Genomic DNA, 19,171 nt, shown 5'->3' with positions numbered 1-19,171 from the left:
ACTGTGCACATGGTCGCGACGACGGTCCACCTGCTGCGGCACGGTGAGGTCCACAACCCCGAAGGTGTGCTCTACGGCAGGCTGCACGGCTACCGGCTGTCCGAGCGCGGGCAGGCCATGGCCGAGCTCGTCGCGCGCACCCTCGCCGGCGAGGAGGGCGTCGCGCGCCACGACGTCGTCGCCGTCATCGCGTCCCCGCTGCAGCGCGCCCAGGAGACGGCCGCGCCCATCGCCGCCGCGTTCGGCGTGGCCGTCGGCACCGACGAGCGCCTCATCGAGGCCGCCAACCACTTCCAGGGCATGACGTTCGGCGTCGGCGACGGCTCGCTGCGCCACCCCGCGCACTGGCCGCACCTGCGCAACCCGTTCCGCCCGTCGTGGGGCGAGCCGTACGTCGAGCAGGTCGACCGCATGCTCGCCGCGGTCGACGCCGCCCGCGTCGCCGCGCACGGGCACGAGGCCGTGCTCGTCAGCCACCAGCTCCCGATCTGGGTGACGCGGCTCGCGCTCGAGAACCGCCGGCTGTGGCACGACCCGCGGCGCCGGCAGTGTGCGCTGGCCTCCCTCACGTCCCTGCGCTTCGAGGACGACAGGCTCGTCGGCGTCGGCTACGGCGAGCCCGCCGCGTCCCTGCTGCCCGGGGCCTCGCAGGTCGCCGGTGCCTGACGTGGCCCACCGCCTCGCCCGCCGCACCGCCGCCGCGCTCGCCGCGGCGGCCCTCCTCCTGCTCGCGCTCGCGGGCTGCGCCGCCGACGACGGCCGCGGCACCGCCCAGGACGTCGTCGACCAGGGCTACCAGTCGGGCGACGGCACGCGGACGACCTGGCCCCCGGACGAGCGCGTCGGGCCCGTCGAGATCACCGGGACCGACTACGAGGGCGGCACGCACGACCTCGCGCAGTGGCGGGGCGACGTCGTGCTCCTCAACACCTGGTACGCGGCGTGCCCCCCGTGCCGCGCCGAGGCGCCCGACCTCGCGGCGGTCGCGACCGACTACGCCGACGAGGGCCTGCGCGTCCTCGGCATCAACAGCCGCGACGCCGCCGGTGCCGCCCAGGCGTTCCAGCGCCAGCTCGAGGTGCCCTACCCGTCGCTCGACGACACGAGCGGCGCGGCGATCGCCGCGCTGCAGGGCGTCGTGCCCGTCAACGCCGTGCCCACGACCGTCCTGCTCGACCGCGAGGGTCGCGTCGCCGCGCGCGTCCTCGGCCTCGTCGAGGCCTCCACGCTGCGTGCCCTCGTCGAGGACCTGCTCGCCGAGGAGGCCGCGTGAGCGGCCTCGCGCTCGGCGTCGGTCCCACCGTGGCCGACGGGTCGCTGCTGCTCGCCGTGCCCGTGGCGCTGCTCGCCGGTCTGGTCTCCTTCGCCTCGCCGTGCGTCCTGCCGCTGGTGCCCGGATACGTCGGGCTGCTCGGCGGGCTGGTCGGCGGGGGCCCGCGCCGCTCGCCCGCCGCCGTGCTCGGCGTCGTGGACGCCACCGACGTCGTGAACCTGCACGGTGCGCGGACGCGTGCCACCACGGGGTCCCCGGGCCCCGTCGCGCCGCCCGCCGCCCTTCCGGGCGACGGTGCGGGCGTCGCCCTGCCCGTCGGTGACGCGGTCGCGCTGCCCGCGGGCACGGTCCCGCCGCCCCCGGGGCGTCGCACGCTCGTCCTCGGCGTGAGCCTGTTCGTCGCGGGGTTCTCCGCGGTGTTCGTCGCTCTCGGGGCGCTCGCCGGTTCCCTCGGCGCGGCGCTGTGGCAGTGGCAGGACCCGGTGAGCCGCGTGCTCGGTGCGCTCACCGTGGTGCTCGGCCTGGCGTTCCTCGGTGCCGTGCCGGTCCTCGCGCGCGAGCGCCGCGTGCACCTCGCGCCGCGCGCCGGCGTGTGGGGCGCGCCACTGCTGGGCGTCGCGTTCGGGCTCGGGTGGACCCCGTGCATCGGGCCGACGCTCGCCGCGATCCTCACGCTGTCCCTCACCGGCGGGTCCGCCGGGCGTGGCGCGCTCCTCGCGGTCGCGTTCTGCGTCGGGCTGGGGCTGCCCTTCGTGCTCGTCGGGGTCGGCCTGCAGCGCTCCCGGCGCGCCCTGTCGTGGCTGCGTCGGCACCGGCTCGCGGTGCAGCGCGCGGGCGGCGCCGTCCTGGTCGTGCTCGGCCTCGCGCTCCTCACCGGCGCGTGGGGCACGTGGGCGGCGTGGCTGCAGGGCGCGCTCACCGGCGGCGACCCGTTCGTGCCGGCGCTGTGAGCCGCGAGCCCCGGGGTGACGGCACCCCCGACGACGTGACGACGACGTACGACCTCACCACGGCCGACGTGACGACGCACGGGGCCACCCCCGGCGCGGCGGGCTACCGCCCCGAGGGTCTCGACGACGCGTTCGCCGACCCCGCCGAGCCCGCGGCCCCCGACGCCGCCCTGCCCGCCCTCGGGCTCGTCGGCTGGCTCCGCTGGGCGTGGCGCCAGCTCACGAGCATGCGCGTCGCGCTGCTGCTGCTGGTCGGCCTGGCCGTCGCCGCCGTGCCCGGGACGATGTTCCCGCAGCGCCCGCAGGACCCGGCGGGTGTGGCCGCGTACCTCGTCGAGCACCCGTCGAGCGGGCCGTGGCTCGACCGCCTCGGGTTCTTCGACGTCTACGCGTCGGTGTGGTTCTCGGCCGTCTACCTGCTGCTCTTCGTGTCGCTCGTCGGCTGCATCGTGCCGCGCACGCGCGTGCACGCCGCGGCGCTGCGTGGCCGACCGCCGCGCACGCCGCGCCGGTTCGGCCGGTTCCCCGCGCAGGGCGCCGGCACGGCGTCGGGCACCCCGCAGGAGGTCGCGGGGCGCGTCGCCGCGGTCCTGCGTCGCCGTCGGCTCGGCGTCCCCGGGTTCCGGGTGGACGTGCACGACGAGGGCGCCGGGACGTGGTCCGTCTCCGCCGAGCGTGGCTACCTGCGCGAGACCGGCAACCTCGTCTTCCACCTCGCGCTGCTGGGCCTGCTGGTGTCCGTGGCGACGGGCCAGATGCTGCACTACCGCGGCCAGGCGATCGTCGTGCAGGGCACCGGGTTCGCGAACGTCCAGGCGGCGTACGACACGTTCGAGCGCGGCACCGGGTTCGACCCCGCCGACCTCGTCCCGTTCACGATGCGCCTCGACGACTTCGAGGCGCGCTTCGACCCGCAGACGCTGCAGTCGCGCGACTTCACCGCGTACGTCACCGTCACCGAGCCCGGCGGCGAGCCGACCGCGCGCACCATCAAGGTCAACCACCCGATCGTCGCCGGGGGGGCCAAGGTCTACCTCCAGGGCAACGGGTACGCGCCGGCGCTGACCGTGCGCGACGCGGCGGGCGAGGTCGCGTTCTCCGGAGCGGTCCCGTTCCTGCCGCAGGACGACGTCTACACGTCGCGCGGCGTCGTGAAGGTGCCCGACGTCTCGGGCGACCAGCCGCAGGTCGGCCTCGTCGGCTTCCTGCTGCCCACGGCCGTCGAGCCCGCCGAGGGGCTGTGGCGGTCGGTCGACCCGCAGCCGGGCGACCCGCTGCTCGTGCTGTCGGTGTGGGCGGGCAACCTCGGGCTCGACACGGGCGTGCCGCAGAACGTGTACCGGCTCGACGAGTCGCGCATGGAACAGGTCGTCGACGACGACGGACAGGTCGTCACGCTCTACGTGCGCCCGGGCGAGACGGTCGAGCTGCCCGACGGGCTCGGCACCCTGACGTTCGACGACCTGCCGCGGTTCGTCGCGCTCGACCTGCGCCACGACCCGTCCCTCGCGTGGCTGCTCGTGTTCTCCGTGCTCGCGGTCGGCGGGCTGACGGCGTCGCTGTTCGCGCCGCGTCGCCGCCTGTGGGTCCGGGCGGCGCCGGGGCAGGGTCCAGGGGCCCCGACTACAGTGGTCACGGCCGCGGGCCTCGCACGCGGCGACGACGTCGGGCTGCAGCCCGAGCTCGACCGCGTCCTCGCGGACGTCCTCGACGCACCCCCCACGGCCGGGGACCCCGACCCGGCCGGTACCGGAACGACCGGGCCCGACGGCCCGCAGGAGGCCAGGACATGACCGTCGCCGAGCTGAGCGACCTGTTCGTGTGGTCCGCCGCGACCGCGCTGACGATCACGCTCATCGCGTGGTCCGTGGAGCTCGCGCGCATCACCGAGGCCGCGCAGGCCGCCCGTGCCGCCCGCAGCGCGCGCGAGCCCGTCGCGGTCGGCGCCGGCGCATCCCCGGCGCCGTCGCCGACGCAGGACGCACCCGTCGTCCCCGTGGGCGGGAAGGCCGCGGGCATCGCCCGCTCGACGCTCGTCCTGGGCACCGTGCTGCTCCTCGTGGCGATCGTGCTGCGTGGTGTCGCCGCCGGCCGCTGGCCCACCGCCAACATGTACGAGTTCACGATCGTCGGCGTGCTCGTCGCGCTCGTCGCGCTGTTCGTGCAGCAGCGCCGCCGGCCGATCGCGTTCGTCGGCGTGCTCGTCACCGGCATGTCGCTGCTGGCGCTGGTGCTCGCGCTCAACACGCTGCACGTGCAGGCCGACGCGGTGCAGCCCGCGCTGCAGCACTACTGGCTCGTCCTGCACGTGGGCGTCGCGATCATCGCGACCGGCATCTCCACCGTGGCGTTCGCCACCACGGTGCTGCAGGTCCTGCGCGACGCGCGCTCCGAGGGGCGCTCCCGTCTCGAGCAGCCGTGGACCCGCGCCGACGGGGTGCGCCAGGCGCTCCACGGGGCGCGCGTCACCGGCCCGGCGTTCGCGTGGCTCGACCAGGTGCCCGACGCACGCCGCCTCGAGGCCTCGTCGTTCCGTCAGCACGCGGTCGCGTTCGTGCTGTGGTCGCTCACGCTCATCGGCGGCTCGATCTGGGCCGAGGAGGCGTGGGGGCGGTACTGGGGCTGGGACCCCAAGGAGGTCGGCACGTTCGTCGCGTGGGTGGTGTACGCCGCCTACCTGCACGCCCGCACCACGCGCGGCTGGGCGGGCCGCCGCGCCGCGTACCTCGTGTTCGTCGCCTACAGCGTCGTGCTCGTCAACTTCACGGTCGTGAACCTGTTCGTCGACGGCAAGCACTCGTACTCGGGGCTCTGACCCTCCCGCCGGCTCTGACGCTCCCGCCCCACGATCCGCGGGACGACGTGCCGCCCTGGCGGGGACGGAACGTCAGGCCGACGGCGTGCCGCCCGGGGTGTCGGTGCTGCCGTCGTGCGTGTCCGGCTCCTGCGCGCCGCGCTGCTGCTCGCGCCGACGGCGCTCCTGGTCGAGCCGGAACAGGAAGTCCGGGTCGTCGTCCGGGGCCACCGGGCCGCGGTCACGCCGGGCGGTGCCGCCGCCGCGCGCGGACGAGCGGCTGACCAGCAGCCAGACCACGCCGCCGACCACCGGCAGCAGCACCACGACCAGCAGCCAGACCACCGCGGGCAGGCTGCGCCGCCGCCGCGCGTCGCTGCCCAGCACGTCGAAGACGCAGTAGATCAGGAACGCGGCGACGAGGACGAACGGCAGGTACCTGAGCACGTGTCCACCCTAGACGCCGGCCGCGGGACCTACGCTGGGTGGGTGCCCGTCCTCGTGTACTCCCTGCTGCGCGCCGCCCTGTTCCTCGCCGCCACGGGCCTGCTGTGGTGGGCCGGGATGCGCTCGTGGCTCGCACCGGTGCTGGGCGCGGTCGTCGCCTGGGCCCTGTCGTACGTGCTGCTGGCGCGGCAGCGCGACGCCGCCGCGCGGCACCTCGCGCAGCGCGCCGAGGGGCGCCGTGCCGCGCGCGGGTCGGACGTCGACGCCGCCGCCGAGGACGCCGAGGCCGAGGGGCGCGGGCCGCAGCGCTGACGGCCCGGCGCGAGCACCGTGCGGCACCCGGGGCGCCACGCGGTGCTCACAGCGCCAGACCCAGTCCCAGCAGCGCACCGAACACGAGCTCGAGCAGCCCCGTCCCGCCGAGCACCGGGACCAGTGCGATCCCGCGGGCCCCGGCCAGCACGACTCCCGCGAGCAGCAGCGCGGGCGCCAGCAGCAGGAGCACGAGGAGCGACCACGGTGCCGCGAACGCGCACACCGCCCCGAGGAGCACGGGGACGGACACCATGACCGCGTACAGCCGCCGCGCCCGCCGGTCGCCCAGCCGCACCGCGAGCGTGCGCTTGCCGACGAGGGCGTCGGTGGGCACGTCCCGCAGGTTGTTGGCCATGAGCAGCGCGCACGCCAGCAGGCCGATCGCGACGGCCCCGACCACGGCCGGCCACGTCACGCGCCCCAGCTGCGTGTACGTGGTGCCCAGCACCGCCACCAGGCCGAAGAACACGAACACCCCGACCTCGCCGAGGCCGAGGTAGCCGTAGGGCCGCTTCCCGCCCGTGTACGTCCACGCACCGACGATGCACAGCATGCCGACCGCGACGAGCCACCAGGCACCCGAGAGCGCGATGAGCCACAGGCCGACGGCCGACGCGACGGCGAAGGACAGCACCGCGGCGTTGCGCACCTGCGCGGGGGGCGCCGCGCCCGACGCGGTCAGGCGCATCGGGCCCACGCGGTCCACGTCGGTGCCCCGCACGCCGTCGGAGTAGTCGTTGGAGAAGTTCACGGCGACCTGCAGCGCCAGAGCGACACCCAGGGCGAGCGCGGCGCGACCCGCGTGCGCGCCGCCGGCCTGCGCCGCGGCGCCGGTGCCGACGAGGACCGGGGCGACGGCGGCGGGCAGCGTGCGGGGGCGTGAGCCGGCGAGCCATTCGGAGGCGGTGGCCATCGTGCTCCTGTTCGGTGGGGCGGTGGTCGTGCTGCGGTCGGGGTGCGTCAGCGGGCCGGCGGGCCCGGCATGAGCTGCGCGGCGAGTCGGGCGACCGCACGCCGGTCGGGCTTGCCGGGTCCGCGCACGGGCAGCTCGTCGACGACGAGCACCTGCCGTGGTGCGCTCGCCGGACCCAGGGCCGCCGCCACCGTCGCGCGCAGCTGGGTGAGGGGCGGTGCGGTGCCGTCCTGCGTGACCACGACGGCCACGACGGACTGCCCCCAGTGCTGGTCGGGGACGCCGACGACGCACACCTCGCGCACGCCCGGGGCGGCCCCGAGCAGCTCCTCGACGGCCAACGGGTCGACCTTCACGCCGCCGGTGACGAGCACGTCGTCCAGGCGCCCGAGCACGTGCAGCACGCCGTCGTCGAGCCGGCCGCGGTCGGCCGTGCGCAGCCACCGGCGACCGGCGCTCGTGGTGAACGTGGTCGCGTCGAGGTCGGGACGGTGCAGGTAGCCCGCCGCGAGCACGGGACCGCTGAGGGAGACCCGCTGCTCGGCGTCGACGGCGACGGTGACACCGTCCAGCGGACGGCCGTCGTACACGCAGCCGCCGCAGGTCTCGGTCATGCCGTACGTCGTGACGACGTGCAGCCCCGCCGCGTGGGCGCGGGCCAGCAGCGGCGCCGGGCACGCGGCGCCGCCCACCAGGACCGCGTCGAACTCCCGTGCGGCGTCCGTGGCGGCCGGGGCGTCGAGCACGCGCACGAGCTGCGTGGGCACGAGGGACGTGTAGTGGGGCCCGGGTCCGGCGGTCGTCGCGTGCGCGGCCTCCACGAACCCCGCGGCGCGGAACGGCCCCTCCGGGAGCGTCGTCGGCTCCCCGCCGGCGAGCAGCGCCCGGAGCACCACCTGCAGCCCCGCGACGTGGTGCGTCGGCAGTGCCAGCAGCCACGCGCCGGGTCCCGCCAGGCGTGCTGCGGTCGCCTCGGCGGACGCCCGCAGCGCCGCGGCCGGCAGCATCACGTCGCGGGCCCGTCCGCTCGAGCCCGACGTCCGCACCACGAGCGCGACCTGGTCGGGCACGTCGACCGCGGGGCCGGGGGAGGGGTCGTCGAGGACGCGCACGGCCGGACCCGTGCCGTCCAGCGCCGCGGTCAGGGCCGGTACGAGGTCCGGTACCCGCGCGGGCACGTCGCGCAGCGGCCGGTTCACCCGCCCAGCGTAGGTCGTCGGTCCCGGTCCGCGCGCCGCCGCCCACCGGCCGGGCCGCGGGCGGTGGGCGGCGGCGCCGCGGCCTCCCCGGGCGGTGCCCGCGGACGTCGTAGAGTGTCCCGGCGCCCGACGTGGCGCCGGTGCACGCGCGGTGGCAGATCGCCGCGGCGGCGGGGGACGGGAGTGGCGATGGCAGCGACGGTGGCACGCACGAGCACGGGACGGACGACGGCACGCAGGTGGCGGGGCCGGGCCGGTGCGCTGGCCGCGACGTCGGCCCTGTTCGCGCTCGCGGCGTGCAGCTCGCCCGCGCCGCAGACCCCGGCGCCCACCGTGACGGCGCGCGCGGAGGTCGTGGCGGACAAGCAGGCCGTGCCCGCGCCCGAGGTCCCGCCGACGTGGCCCCTCACGGGGGTGCAGGGCGTCGCGGACCCGCGCCCGGCGATCGCGGTCAAGATCGAGAACACGGCGGTCGCGCGCCCGCAGGCCGGCCTCGACCAGGCGGACGTCGTCTGGGAGACCATCGTCGAGTTCGAGGTCTCGCGCCTGGTGGCCGTCTTCCACTCGAAGGCCCCCGAGGAGGTCGGCCCGATCCGCTCCGTGCGGCCCATGGACCCGGCCATCGTCGCGCCGCTGAACGGCATGCTCGCTTTCTCCGGCGGTCAGGCGGGCATCCTCGCGCTGGTCGCTGCGTCGGGCGTGCAGCAGGTCTCGCACGATGCGGGCGCGCCCGGGCTGTACCGGGTGCGTGGGCGGTCAGCACCGCACAACGTCATGGGCTCCCTGTCCACGTGGTGGGGCACCGCCGAGGCCGGGCGCACGGCGCCGCCCGAGCAGTTCGGGTTCGCGCGCAGCGCGGACCGGGCCGCGGCGGTCACGGGCGGCACGCCCGCGGGCACCCTCGCGTTCCGGCTCTCGGGCCAGTCGTCCCCGACGTGGACGTGGGACGCCGGCTCGGGCACGTGGCTGCGGTCGGAGGGCTCGTCGCCCGCGACCGCGGCGAGCGGTGCGCGGATCTCGGCGGTCAACGTCGTCGCCGTCACGGCGCCCCACCCGAGCACCGGGTACGGCGCGCAGGGCGGCGCGGCCGTGCCGACCTACGAGCTCGTGGGCTCCGGTGACGCGGTCGTGGCGACGGGCGGCAGGACGATCGCGGCGCGGTGGCAGAAGGACGCCGAGAACCAGCCGATGCGGCTGTTCCTGCCCGACGGCTCCGAGGCCGAGCTCGCACCCGGCAACACGTGGGTCGAGATGATCCCGGCCGGGAAGGGCTCGCTGACGGTCTCCTGACGCCGCTGCGGCCGTCGGCGATACCTGGGGACGACAACGGTGCGCGGCCCCTCCTCCTCACGGTGGAGGTGGCGCCAGCCGCAGGGCGGAACGTGGCCGCGCAGGACGGTCCCGCGGGGCGACGCGTCGGCGGTGCCGTCGGCGCGACGCTGGGGGCATGGCCGCACACACCTCGTTCCCCACCGTCCGCCCGTCCCGCCGTGAGCCCGAGGACCACTCGCTCCGCTCGGCCGTGGCCGTCGTCGCCGCAGGTCTCGTCCTCGTCATGCTGCTGGTCGGCGGCGGCGCCGTGGTCGCCTCGCTGCTCGACCTGATGTCCTGGGTCAGCCCGTCCTGACGCGCCTCAGTAGGCGTAGGGGAACCCGGACCAGTCCGGGTCGCGCCGCTGGAGGAACGCGTCGCGGCCCTCGACGGCCTCGTCCGTCATGTACGCCAGGCGCGTCGCCTCGCCCGCGAAGACCTGCTGACCGGCCAGGCCGTCGTCGGCGAGGTTGAACGCGAACTTCAGCATGCGGATCGCCTGCGGCGACTTGGTCGCGACGATCCGCGCGTACTCCAGCCCCGCGTCCTCCAGTTCGGCGTGCGGGACGACGTCGTTGACGGCGCCCCACGCGTACGCGTCGTCGGCCGAGTACTCCCGCGCGAGGAAGAAGATCTCCCGTGCGCGCTTCTGCCCCACCTGCCGCGCGAGCAGCGCCGAGCCGTACCCGCCGTCGAACGAGCCGACGTTCGCGTCGGTCTGCATGAACCGCGCGTGCTCACGGCTGGCGATCGTCAGGTCGGCGACGACGTGCAGCGAGTGCCCGCCGCCCGCAGCCCAGCCGTTGACGAGCGCGACGACGACCTTCGGCATCGTCCGGACCAGCCGCTGCACCTCGAGGATGTGCAGCCGCCCCGCGCGGGCCGGGTCGACGGCCTCGGCCGTCTCGCCGTCGGCGTACCGGTAACCGTCACGGCCCCGGATGCGCTGGTCCCCGCCGGAGCAGAACGCCCAGCCGCCGTCCTTGGGCGACGGTCCGTTGCCGGTGAGCAGCACGGTGCCCACGTCGGACGTGGTGCGGGCGTGGTCGAGCACGGCGTACAGCTCGTCGACCGTGTGGGGCCGGAACGCGTTGCGGACCTCCGGGCGGTGGAACGCGACGCGCACGACGGGCAGGTCACGCGGCGCCGCGCCGGCCGCCGCCTGCGCGGCGGTGGGCCGCGCGTACCCGCGGTGGTAGGTGAGGTCGGTGAGGCCGTCGAACCCCTCGACGTCGCGCCACCGCGTCGGGTCGAACGTCTCCGACACGCGCGCGGGCAGGGGGGCGGGGGCGGCGTCCGAGCTCACCGCCCCACCCTAACGACCGCCCGCCCCGCCCCGACGCCCTGCGTGCCCCGCCCACCGGAACCCCACTCCCCACCCCACACCCCACGCCCATCCCGCCGAGCGGAACACCGGTCACGGCTACGCATCGCGACAGGTGACCGGTGTTCCGCTCGGCGAGGGCGGGTGCCGCGAACGGAACCCGGGTCACCGCTCCGCACCGCGAGAGGTGACCGGTGTTCCGGCCGGCGAGCGGAACCTGCGTCACCGTCCGTGCCCCGGACGGTGACCGGTGTTCCGGTCGGCGAGGCGCGGGCGCCGCGAGCGGAACCTGGGTCACCGCTCCGCACCGCGAGAGGTGACCGGTGTTTCGGTCGGCGAGGCGCGGGTGCCGCGAGCGGAACCTGGGTCACCGCGACGCACCGTGAGAGGTGAGCGGTGTTCCGGTCGGCGAGCGGAACCTGGGTCACCGGTGCGAGCCCCGGACGGTGAGCGATGTTCCGGTCGGTGGGGGCGGGGGAGGGCCCCTAGCCTGGGTGCGTGAGAGGGCTCGCGGACCTGGTCGTGTGGGACGTGCCGCTGACGACGCGGTTCCGCGGGCTGACGCGGCGCGACGGCGTGCTCGTGCGCGGCGACGCGGGGTGGGGCGAGTTCAGCCCCTTCTGGGACTACGACGACGACGCGGCGGTGCGCTGGTGGCGCGCGGCGCGCGAGGCCTCCGACGAGGGCTGGCCGACGCCCGTGCGCACGCACGTTCCCGTCAACGTGACCGTGCCCGCCGTCGACCCCGAGCACGCGCACCGCATCGTCACCGCGTCGGGCGGCTGCCGCACCGCCAAGGTCAAGGTCGCCGAGCCCGGACAGCCGGCGGGTGCCGACGAGGCGCGGCTCGAGGCCGTGCGCGACGCGCTGGGGCCCGACGGTGCCATCCGGGTCGACGCCAACGCCGCCTGGGACGTCGACGCCGCGGCCGCCGCCCTCGCGGCGCTCGACCGCGCCGCCGGCGGGCTCGAGTACGCCGAGCAGCCGGTGCCCGGCGTGGACGACCTCGCCGCACTGCGACGCCGCACGCACGTGCCCCTCGCGGCGGACGAGGCCGTGCGCCGCGGTGACGACCCGCTCGCCGTCGTGCGCCGGCACGCGGCCGACGTCCTCGTGCTCAAGGTGCAGCCGCTCGGCGGCGTGCGCGCGTGCCTGCGGCTCGCCGAGGAGGCGGGACTGCCCGTGGTCGTGTCGTCCGCGCTCGAGTCCTCCGTGGGGCTCGCCGCCGGCCTGGCGCTGGCCGCCGCGCTGCCCGAGCTGCCGTACGCCTGCGGCCTGGCGACCGCGGCGTTGCTGGCCGACGACCTCGTGGCCGACCCGCTCCTGCCGCGCGGCGGCGTCATCGAGGCGCGTCGCCCGGAGCCCGACCCGGCTCTGCTCGACGCCGCACGCGCCACGCCGGCGCTCGTGGCCCGCTGGGACGCGCGGCTCACCGCCGTGCGCGCTCGGGCATGATGGCGGGCGTGACACCGCAGCCCGACGACGCGCCCGCGCCCCGTCGGCGGCGCAGGGCCGCGCCCGTGCCCGACCACGGGCCGCCCGCCCCGCCGTCGGTCGCTGCCGCCCGCGTCGTGGTGCAGGCCCTCGCGGCGCTCGGTGTGCGGGACGTCGTGCTCGCCCCCGGGTCGCGCAGCGCCCCGCTCGCGTACGCGCTGGCCGACGCGGCCCGTCCCGACGACGAGCGGCCCGTCGGCGCGCCCGCGCTGCGGCTGCACGTGCGGATCGACGAGCGTGACGCGGCGTTCCTCGCGCTCGGGCTGTCCAAGGCGTCGGCGCACGCCGGCGCGCGCGGTCCTGCCGCCGCGCGGCCCGTCGCCGTCGTCACGACGTCGGGCACCGCGGTGGCGAACCTGCACCCGGCGGTCCTCGAGGCGCACCACACCGGCGTGCCGCTGGTGCTGGTGACGGCCGACCGCCCGCACGAGCTGCGTGGCACGGGCGCCAACCAGACGACCGAGCAGCCGGGGCTGTTCGGTCCCGCGGTCCGCCTCGCCGTCGACGTCCCCGCGCCGACCGGCCGCCCCGGCGAGGACCGTGACCTGCGCCGGACCGTGTCGCGCGCGCTCGCGGCCGCGACGGGGGCCCGCACCGGCGACCCCGGGCCCGTCCACCTCGACCTCGCGTTCCGCGACCCGCTGGTGCCCGGCGGCGAACCGTGGCCCGCACCTGCCGACGCGGGCCTGTCGCACGTCGTCGGGCGCGCGCTGCCCAGCGAGCCCGCCGTCGGTGCGACGGGCGTGCTGCCGCTGGTCGCCGACCTGGTCGCCGACGACACCGACGCGCCCGTGCGACCGTCGCGCCGGGCGCGCGGGACGGTGCCCACGGTCGTCGTCGCGGGCGACGGGGCCGGCCCCGGGGCCGCCCGCCTCGCCGAGGCCAACGGCTGGCCGCTGCTCGCCGAGCCGTCGTCCGGCGCCCGGCAGGGCCCCTGCGCGATCGGCGCGTACCGGATGCTGCTGGCGGACGACCGGCTGGGCGGGCGCGTCGGGCGCGTCGTCGTGCTGGGCCGTCCCACGCTCACACGTCCCGTCCAGGCGCTGCTCGCGCGGCCCGACGTCGACGTGCTCGTGGTCGCGCCTCGCGGCACCGACTGGCCCGACGCCGCGCGCAACGCCTCCCAGGTGCTGCTCGAGGTGCCGTGGCGCATGCGCCAGGGACGCGTCGGCGCGCCCGCGGGCTGGCTCGACGCCTGGCGCACGGCCGACGAGGCGGCGCAGGAGGTGCTCGCCGGTGTCCTCGACACCCCGGAGGACGCGCGCCGCTCGCGCAGCGGGCCGCGGGTCAGCGGGTGGGCCCTCGCCCGCGCCGTCGCGCGCGCGAGCGCGCCGGACGACGTGCTCGTCGTCGGCTCGTCGAACCCCGTGCGCGACCTCGACCTCGTCGCCCGCTGGGACATCGCCCCGCTCGTGCTGGCGAACCGTGGGCTCGCGGGCATCGACGGCACGGTGGCCACGGCGACGGGCGTCGCGCTCGCGCTGCCCGACCGGCGAGTGCGGGCGTACCTCGGGGACCTCACGTTCCTGCACGACGTGGGCGGGCTGCTGCGCGGACCCCTCGAGCACCCGGTGGACCTGCAGCTCGTCGTCGCGAACGACGACGGCGGGTCGGTGTTCACGACGCTCGAGCACGGTGAGCCGGAGCGTGCCGACGTCTTCGAGCGCGTGTTCGGCACGCCGCACGGCGTCGACGTCGCGGCGCTGTGCGCGGCGTACGGCGTGCGGCACACGCGCGTCGTCGACACCGAGGGCCTGCTGCCCGCGCTCGCGGCGCCGGGCACGGGCACGAGCGTCGTCGAGGTGCGCGTGGACCGTGCGCACCGCCGCTCGCTCACCGAGCGCGTGGCGGTCGACGTCGCGGCCGCCGTCGACAAGGCGCTGTCACCGCTCGCCTGAACCCCGTACCCCGCACCCCACGCCTGGTCCTCGACGTTCCACAGGCAGCTCCCAGGTTCCTGGGAGGCCGATCCCAGGACGACGAGGTCTCATGGACGTCGACAAGGAGGCAGCCATGACCACCACGCCCGAGCCGCGCCCCGCCGGCACCCCGGACCCCCGCACCACCCAGCCGCTGCCCGCGGCGGACGCCACGCAGCCGCTGCCGCCCGCGGACGCTGCGCCGCGCCTGACGCCCGCGCAGCACTGGGCGCGGTACGAGGCGGCGCAGCGCGCCGCACGCCAGCCCGTCGCCGTCGGTGCCGGCGCGACCTCCGCGACCGCGCCGCCCGCGCCCGGCGCACCGGACAACGCCCCGGGCACCGCGTTCGGCCTGCCGGCCGCACCCGGTCACGTCCCGCCCGGTCACGTCCCGCCCGGAGGGCCGTCGCAGGTCGACCCGTGGGCCGCGCCGGGCTCCGCCGAGCCCCGCCGTCGCTCGCGCCTGTGGCCGTGGATCACCTCGGCCGCGGTCGTCGGCCTGCTGGTGGGCGGCGGCGCGGTCACGGGTGTCGGGCTCCTCGACGACGGCGGGACCTCCGGGTCGGAGCGCGCCGCGTCGATCGCCGAGCTCGGGCGCTCGGACTCCGGAGAGGGCCCCGTCGAGGGGTCGAGCGTCGACAACCCCGACTGGCAGCGGGTCGTGGCCGCCGTGCAGGCGTCGGTCGTCGCGATCGACGTGCGCACGCAGGCCGGCGGCGGTCAGGGCTCCGGCGTCGTCATCGACGACGCGGGACTCGTGCTGACCAACGACCACGTGGTGGCCGGCGCGGAGGGCGACGTGAGCGTCACCCTCACCGACGGCCGCATCCTCGAGGGCGAGGTCGTCGGCACGGACGCGAGCACGGACCTCGCGGTCGTCCGCCTGCGCGACGCGCCGGACGACCTCGAGGCCGCGACCCTGGGCGACTCCGACGAGGTCACCGTGGGGGACCCGGTCATGGCCGTGGGGAACCCGCTCGGACTGGCCAACACGGTCACCACCGGCATCGTCTCCGCGGTCGACCGTCCGGTCTCGACGCGCGGCACGGACGGCGGCAGCGGTGCGGTCACCAACGCGATCCAGGTCGACGCGGCGATCAACCCGGGAAACTCCGGCGGCCCGCTGTTCGACGCGACGGGCCGGGTCATCGGCATCACGTCGTCGATCGCCACGCTCAGCCAGGCGTCGGGGTCCATCGGGCTCGGGTTCGCGATCCCCGTGAACCTGGCGAAGGACATCGCCGAGCAGCTCATCGCGGACGGGCAGGCGGAGCACGCGTTCCTCGGTGTCTCGCTCTCCGACGGCACGGCCACGGCGGACGGCGTCACGCGACGTGGTGCGGTCGTCGAGGCGGTCACCGAGGGCTCGCCCGCGGCGGGAGCCGGGGTGCTGCAGGGTGACGTGGTGGTCGCGATCGACGGCCGGCCCGTCGGGGGTGCCGAGTCGCTCACCGCGTTCGTGCGGGCGATGTCGTCGGGTGACGACGCGACGCTGACGGTCGTGCGTGACGGCGCGGCGGTCGAGGTGGACGTGACCCTGGCGACGCGCCCCGACGACATCGACGCGCAGCAGCCCGGCCAGGGGCAGCCGGCACCCGGCGACCAGGGCGAGCAGGGCACGCCGGACCAGGGCGAGGACACCATGCCCGGTGGCATGACGCCCGAGGAGCTGTGGCAGTGGCTGCAGGAGCGCGCGGGCCGCGGCTGACGCACCTGCGCACGCACGTGGCCCCTGCCCCGTCGGGGGGCGGGGGCCACGTGCCGTGTCCGGACGCCGCGTGCCGCGGGTCAGGACAGCGCGTGCCGCATGGGGTCGAGCTTCGCGCGGGACTCGGCGAGCTCGGCCGCCGGGTCGGACGCGGCGACGACGCCGCAGCCGGCGAACAGCCGCAGGCGGCGCGGGTCGACGGGGTCGAGCTCGGCGGAGCGCAGCGCGATGCCCCACTCGCCGTCGCCGTCGGCGCCGAACCAGCCGACGGGGCCGGCGTAGCGGCCGCGGTCCATGCCCTCGATGCGCGAGATCAGCGCGCGGGCGGCCTGCGTCGGCGTGCCGCACACCGCGGCGGTGGGGTGCAGCGCGGCGGCCAGCGCCAGGGACGACGGGTGCGCCTCGTCGCCCTGCGGGGCGGTGAGGACGCCCGTCACGTCGGACGCGAGGTGCAGCACGTTCGGCAGCGACAGCACGAACGGCACGTCGGGGACGTTCGACGAGGAGCAGAACGGGGCGAGCGCCCGCGCGACGGACGTCACCGCGTACTCGTGCTCCTCGAGGTCCTTCGACGAGTGCGCGAGGATCGCGGCGCGCCCCATGTCGGCGTCGTCGTCGCCCGTGCGCCGGATCGTGCCGGCCAGCACGCGTGAGGTGACGAGACCACGCTCGGAGCGCACGAGCAGCTCGGGGGTGGCGCCGATCATGCCGTCGACGCTGAACGTCCAGCAGGAGCGGTAGCGGTCGGCCAGGCGGTGCAGCGCCCAGCGCACGTCGAGCGGGTGCTCGGTGGTCGCGTGCACGTCGCGCGCGAGCACCACCTTGTCCACCTCGCCCGCGCGGATCGCGGCGACGCCGCGCGCGACCACGTCGAGCCAGGCCTCGGCGTCGACCGCGCCGTCGGTGTAGGTGACGTCGCCCGGGGCGACGGGTGCCGTGCGGGGCGGCACGACGTCGCACAGCCGGGGGACCGGGCCGAGCTCGCCCGCGGTGCTCACGGTCGTCAGCCACGTCCGGCCGTCGCGACGTCCGACGACGACGCGGGGCACCACGACCACGCCACCGGCGGGCGAGTCGTCGTCGAACGCGAACGAGCCGAACGCCACGGGCCCGGTGCCCGGCAGCCGCACCTCGTCGCGGACGATCGCGTGCCGCAGCACGCCCTGCCACGCGCGCTCCGCGGCGGCGAACCGGTCGGCCCCCCGGACCTCGACGCGCACCGCCTCGCCCCAGGCCACGAGGCCGTCGCCGCGCCGCACCCACGCGAGCGGCGCGTCGGGGCCGAGCAGGTCGAGCAGGTCGGCGGCGTCCGGCGCGTCACCCGAGGGCAGGTCGCACGGCACGGTGCGCACCAGCAGAGGGCGGGGGACGCCACCCGTGACGGGGGTGCGGGGCGACGTGCTCATCGCCCTCCAGGGTAGGCCCTCGCGCGCGCACCGACGCGGGGACGGCGGTGCGACGCTCGTCTCAGCGGGCGGTTCGTCGGCGGTGTCAGGCCGGTCTGCGCGCGACGACGACGTCGCGCTCGATCGCCTGGTCGACGCGGTGCGCGAGGCCGAGGAACGGGGCGTCCTCGAGCGGTTCGAGGCCCGCGTCGACGAGCATCGCGACGAGATCGGTGCGCGGCAGCACCCGCGTGTTCCACGACAGGCCCAGCGCGCCGCCGCGCCGCAGCACGCCCGTCCAGACGGGGACCGCGTCCGCGAGCAGGTCGCGCGGCGATCGCGACGGCGTGCGCGGGCCGGTCACCGACCCGTGCTGGATGCCGTACGGCGCGTCGGCGACGACGACGTCGAACGACCCGGGGCGGTACATGCGCCCGACGTCGAGGGTGTCGCCCTGCGTCACCTCGACCGTCTGCACGTCACCGGCGCGGTACGCCTCCTTGTCGGCGGCGAGCTCGAACGTCGTGCGGCGCCCCAGGGTGCGGCCGTCGACGCGCACGCGCGTGCTCTTCGAGCGGTGCTTGAGCCGCTTGTCCTGCAGCCACCGGTCGAGGAACGCGGTGTACGCCTCGACGTCGCGGCGGTCGACGTCGACGCCGGACGCGTCCCAGCCGTACATGAGCGCCTGGTTGAGCGTCGTGCCGCGCCCGCACATCGGGTCGAGCACGCGCACACGGCGCCCGAGGAACTGCTCGCGGGTCGTCGCCGCGGCGGCCGTGAGGTTGAGCAGGAGCCGCGTGAGCTGCTCGTTCGTCTTGCCGACGTACTTGAGGATCGTGAGCAGGTCGTCGTCGTACCGGTCGAGCCGCGGGGCGTCGAGCGGCAGCAGCGCGCCGTCGTCGCGGAGCTCGAACAGCGCGAACAGCGAGGACAGGTTCGCCAGCACGCGTAGGTCGTCGGGCGACAGGTCCGCCTCGAGGACGAGGTACGGGACGCCGCCCATGGTGCGCTCGACCGGGCCGCCGTGCGCGCCCGCGCGGCCGTCGAGCAGCAGCGCGTCGAGCGCGAGCAGCTCGTGGCGCACGAGACGTGCGGCGTGCTGCGAGTACACCCGGTTCGCCGACGGCTGGACGAGGATCGCGTACTGCGGCATGGGTGGTGGGCCCCCGGGGGTTGGTCGTGCGACGCGCCGTCGCGCGCCCGGCTCCGCACGCTACCCGAGCACGGTGCGCGTCCCGCGCGCGGGACCTGCGACCATGGGCGCATGCCTCGCGCCGCCCTCGACAAGGACCCCCGCGACGTCGCCGCCATGTTCGACGCCGTCGCGCACCGGTACGACGTGACGAACGACGTCATCTCGCTGGGGCAGGACCGTACCTGGCGCAGGGCCACCCTGGCCGCCCTCGACGCGCGGCGCGGGGAGACCGTGCTCGACCTCGCGGCCGGGACCGGCACGTCGAGCGAGCCGCTCGCGGACGCGGGCGTGCACGTCGTGCCGTGCGACCTGTCGACGGGCATGCTGCGCGTCGGTCGCCGTCGCCGGCCGGACCTGCCGTTCGTCGCGGGCGACGCGCTGCACCTGCCGTTCGCGGACGAGTCGTTCGACGCCGTGACGATGTCGTTCGGGCTGCGCAACGTCAACGACGTCGACGCGGCGCTGCGCGAGCTGCTGCGGGTGACCAAGCCCGGCGGCCGCCTCGTCGTGTGCGAGTTCTCGCGCCCGACGTTCGCACCGTTCCGCACCGTCTACACCAACTACCTCATGCGGGCGCTGCCTCCCGTCGCGCGCGCGGTCTCCAAGGAGCCCGACGCGTACGTGTACCTCGCCGAGTCGATCCGCGAGTGGCCCGGGCAGCGCGAGCTCGGCCTCATGGTGCGCGACGCGGGCTGGGACAAGGTCGCGTTCCGGAACCTCTCGGGCGGGATCGTCGCGCTGCACCGCGCGCACCGGCCCTGATCCGCGGCGGCGGTGCGGCCGGGGGCCGGGCGGCTCCCAGCGGCCTCCTGCGCCGGCTGCCCGGATGCGGTCTGCAAGCCCTCGGGGTGCTCCCGGCGGTCCGGTTCGCCCCAGGTCCGGGCCTCCCCGTGGGCCCATCGTCCCAGGCCGCGGGGGCAGGTAAGGCAGACCTTCGCAGACAC

General features: G+C 76.7%; 18 protein-coding genes. 12 read left to right on the top strand and 6 right to left on the bottom strand.

Annotation, left to right across the window (positions count from 1 at the left end):
- Window positions 1-9: 9 nt before the first annotated feature.
- The 5 genes from CFLA_RS13830 to ccsB are packed head-to-tail and all read left to right on the top strand — an operon-like array spanning window position 10 to window position 5,038.
- Window positions 10-666: a histidine phosphatase family protein gene (locus CFLA_RS13830; RefSeq protein ID WP_013117953.1), complete on the top strand. Its 657-nt coding sequence runs from the start codon at window positions 10-12 to the stop codon at window positions 664-666.
- The gene (locus CFLA_RS13825) at window positions 659-1,273 is read left to right on the top strand and encodes a TlpA family protein disulfide reductase (protein WP_013117952.1); all 615 of its coding nucleotides are present in this window, start codon (window positions 659-661) and stop codon (window positions 1,271-1,273) included. The genes CFLA_RS13830 and CFLA_RS13825 overlap by 8 nt, the downstream gene beginning before the upstream one ends.
- Window positions 1,270-2,223, top strand: coding sequence for a cytochrome c biogenesis CcdA family protein (locus CFLA_RS13820; RefSeq protein WP_013117951.1), 954 nt, complete (start codon window positions 1,270-1,272; stop codon window positions 2,221-2,223). Before CFLA_RS13825 ends, CFLA_RS13820 begins: the two co-directional genes overlap by 4 nt.
- On the top strand, window positions 2,220-4,016 hold the full coding sequence (gene resB / locus CFLA_RS13815) for a cytochrome c biogenesis protein ResB (RefSeq protein ID WP_013117950.1): 1,797 nt from the start codon (window positions 2,220-2,222) through the stop codon (window positions 4,014-4,016). Before CFLA_RS13820 ends, resB begins: the two co-directional genes overlap by 4 nt.
- Window positions 4,013-5,038 carry a c-type cytochrome biogenesis protein CcsB gene (gene ccsB / locus CFLA_RS13810; RefSeq protein WP_013117949.1) on the top strand — a complete coding sequence of 342 codons (1,026 nt, stop codon included), beginning with the start codon at window positions 4,013-4,015 and terminating at the stop codon, window positions 5,036-5,038. The genes resB and ccsB overlap by 4 nt, the downstream gene beginning before the upstream one ends.
- A gap of 72 nt (window positions 5,039-5,110) precedes the next feature.
- On the opposite strand, the gene CFLA_RS13805 is transcribed toward ccsB, so the two are convergent.
- Window positions 5,111-5,464: a PLDc N-terminal domain-containing protein gene (locus tag CFLA_RS13805; RefSeq protein WP_013117948.1), complete on the bottom strand. Its 354-nt coding sequence runs from the start codon at window positions 5,462-5,464 to the stop codon at window positions 5,111-5,113.
- A 42-nt stretch (window positions 5,465-5,506) separates the two neighbouring features.
- On the opposite strand from CFLA_RS13805, the gene CFLA_RS13800 reads away from it, so the two are divergent.
- Window positions 5,507-5,776, top strand: a complete 270-nt coding sequence (locus tag CFLA_RS13800; protein ID WP_013117947.1) for a DUF4229 domain-containing protein — start codon at window positions 5,507-5,509, stop codon at window positions 5,774-5,776.
- A 46-nt stretch (window positions 5,777-5,822) separates the two neighbouring features.
- Here the strand turns inward: CFLA_RS13800 and CFLA_RS13795 are convergent, their stop codons facing one another.
- Entirely contained in the window at window positions 5,823-6,692 is an 870-nt protein-coding gene (locus CFLA_RS13795; RefSeq protein WP_013117946.1) for a 1,4-dihydroxy-2-naphthoate polyprenyltransferase, read from the bottom strand.
- Window positions 6,693-6,739: 47 nt separating this feature from the next.
- The gene (menE, locus tag CFLA_RS13790; RefSeq protein ID WP_013117945.1) at window positions 6,740-7,891 is read right to left on the bottom strand and encodes an o-succinylbenzoate--CoA ligase; all 1,152 of its coding nucleotides are present in this window, start codon (window positions 7,889-7,891) and stop codon (window positions 6,740-6,742) included.
- Between the two features lie 189 nt (window positions 7,892-8,080).
- On the opposite strand from menE, the gene CFLA_RS13785 reads away from it, so the two are divergent.
- Window positions 8,081-9,181: a DUF3048 domain-containing protein gene (locus CFLA_RS13785; protein ID WP_013117944.1), complete on the top strand. Its 1,101-nt coding sequence runs from the start codon at window positions 8,081-8,083 to the stop codon at window positions 9,179-9,181.
- A 157-nt stretch (window positions 9,182-9,338) separates the two neighbouring features.
- On the top strand, window positions 9,339-9,518 hold the full coding sequence (locus CFLA_RS13780) for a hypothetical protein (RefSeq protein WP_013117943.1): 180 nt from the start codon (window positions 9,339-9,341) through the stop codon (window positions 9,516-9,518).
- 6 nt (window positions 9,519-9,524) lie between these two features.
- On the opposite strand, the gene CFLA_RS13775 is transcribed toward CFLA_RS13780, so the two are convergent.
- The gene (locus CFLA_RS13775; protein WP_013117942.1) at window positions 9,525-10,508 is read right to left on the bottom strand and encodes a 1,4-dihydroxy-2-naphthoyl-CoA synthase; all 984 of its coding nucleotides are present in this window, start codon (window positions 10,506-10,508) and stop codon (window positions 9,525-9,527) included.
- Window positions 10,509-11,024: 516 nt separating this feature from the next.
- Between CFLA_RS13775 and CFLA_RS13770 the strand changes: the two genes are divergently transcribed.
- From CFLA_RS13770 to CFLA_RS13760, 3 genes are all read left to right on the top strand, one after another.
- Window positions 11,025-11,981 (top strand): o-succinylbenzoate synthase, encoded by a 957-nt coding sequence (locus tag CFLA_RS13770; protein ID WP_013117941.1) that lies wholly within the window; start codon window positions 11,025-11,027, stop codon window positions 11,979-11,981.
- Window positions 11,978-13,918: a 2-succinyl-5-enolpyruvyl-6-hydroxy-3-cyclohexene-1-carboxylic-acid synthase gene (gene menD / locus CFLA_RS13765; RefSeq protein ID WP_013117940.1), complete on the top strand. Its 1,941-nt coding sequence runs from the start codon at window positions 11,978-11,980 to the stop codon at window positions 13,916-13,918. Before CFLA_RS13770 ends, menD begins: the two co-directional genes overlap by 4 nt.
- A gap of 115 nt (window positions 13,919-14,033) precedes the next feature.
- A complete protein-coding gene (locus tag CFLA_RS13760; RefSeq protein ID WP_245530248.1) occupies window positions 14,034-15,647 on the top strand; it encodes a S1C family serine protease in 1,614 nt (537 codons plus the stop codon).
- 80 nt (window positions 15,648-15,727) lie between these two features.
- Here the strand turns inward: CFLA_RS13760 and CFLA_RS13755 are convergent, their stop codons facing one another.
- The gene (locus CFLA_RS13755; RefSeq protein ID WP_013117938.1) at window positions 15,728-17,053 is read right to left on the bottom strand and encodes an isochorismate synthase; all 1,326 of its coding nucleotides are present in this window, start codon (window positions 17,051-17,053) and stop codon (window positions 15,728-15,730) included.
- Window positions 17,054-17,138: 85 nt separating this feature from the next.
- Window positions 17,139-18,185, bottom strand: coding sequence for a TRM11 family SAM-dependent methyltransferase (locus CFLA_RS13750; protein WP_013117937.1), 1,047 nt, complete (start codon window positions 18,183-18,185; stop codon window positions 17,139-17,141).
- Window positions 18,186-18,296: 111 nt separating this feature from the next.
- Here CFLA_RS13750 and CFLA_RS13745 point away from each other — a divergent pair, with 111 nt between their 5' ends.
- The gene (locus tag CFLA_RS13745; protein ID WP_013117936.1) at window positions 18,297-18,989 is read left to right on the top strand and encodes a demethylmenaquinone methyltransferase; all 693 of its coding nucleotides are present in this window, start codon (window positions 18,297-18,299) and stop codon (window positions 18,987-18,989) included.
- Window positions 18,990-19,171: the final 182 nt, after the last annotated feature.

The organism is Cellulomonas flavigena DSM 20109, from assembly GCF_000092865.1.
Classification (GTDB): domain Bacteria; phylum Actinomycetota; class Actinomycetes; order Actinomycetales; family Cellulomonadaceae; genus Cellulomonas; species Cellulomonas flavigena.
The sequence above is the reverse complement of the archived record's forward strand: the minus strand, read 5'-3'. Positions and strand labels throughout refer to the sequence as shown.

Excerpts from the sequence above, each read along its gene's own strand:
- ccsB (WP_013117949.1), top strand. The coding sequence starts at position 4,013 with ATGACCGTCGCCGAGCTGAGCGACCTGTTCGTGTGGTCCGCCGCGACC.
- CFLA_RS13785 (WP_013117944.1), top strand. The coding sequence starts at position 8,081 with ATGGCAGCGACGGTGGCACGCACGAGCACGGGACGGACGACGGCACGC.
- CFLA_RS13755 (WP_013117938.1), bottom strand. The coding sequence starts at position 17,053 with ATGAGCACGTCGCCCCGCACCCCCGTCACGGGTGGCGTCCCCCGCCCT.
- CFLA_RS13745 (WP_013117936.1), top strand. The coding sequence starts at position 18,297 with ATGCCTCGCGCCGCCCTCGACAAGGACCCCCGCGACGTCGCCGCCATG.
- CFLA_RS13830 (WP_013117953.1), top strand. The coding sequence starts at position 10 with ATGGTCGCGACGACGGTCCACCTGCTGCGGCACGGTGAGGTCCACAAC.
- CFLA_RS13750 (WP_013117937.1), bottom strand. The coding sequence starts at position 18,185 with ATGCCGCAGTACGCGATCCTCGTCCAGCCGTCGGCGAACCGGGTGTAC.
- CFLA_RS13795 (WP_013117946.1), bottom strand. The coding sequence starts at position 6,692 with ATGGCCACCGCCTCCGAATGGCTCGCCGGCTCACGCCCCCGCACGCTG.
- menD (WP_013117940.1), top strand. The coding sequence starts at position 11,978 with ATGATGGCGGGCGTGACACCGCAGCCCGACGACGCGCCCGCGCCCCGT.
- CFLA_RS13760 (WP_245530248.1), top strand. The coding sequence starts at position 14,034 with ATGACCACCACGCCCGAGCCGCGCCCCGCCGGCACCCCGGACCCCCGC.
- CFLA_RS13780 (WP_013117943.1), top strand. The coding sequence starts at position 9,339 with ATGGCCGCACACACCTCGTTCCCCACCGTCCGCCCGTCCCGCCGTGAG.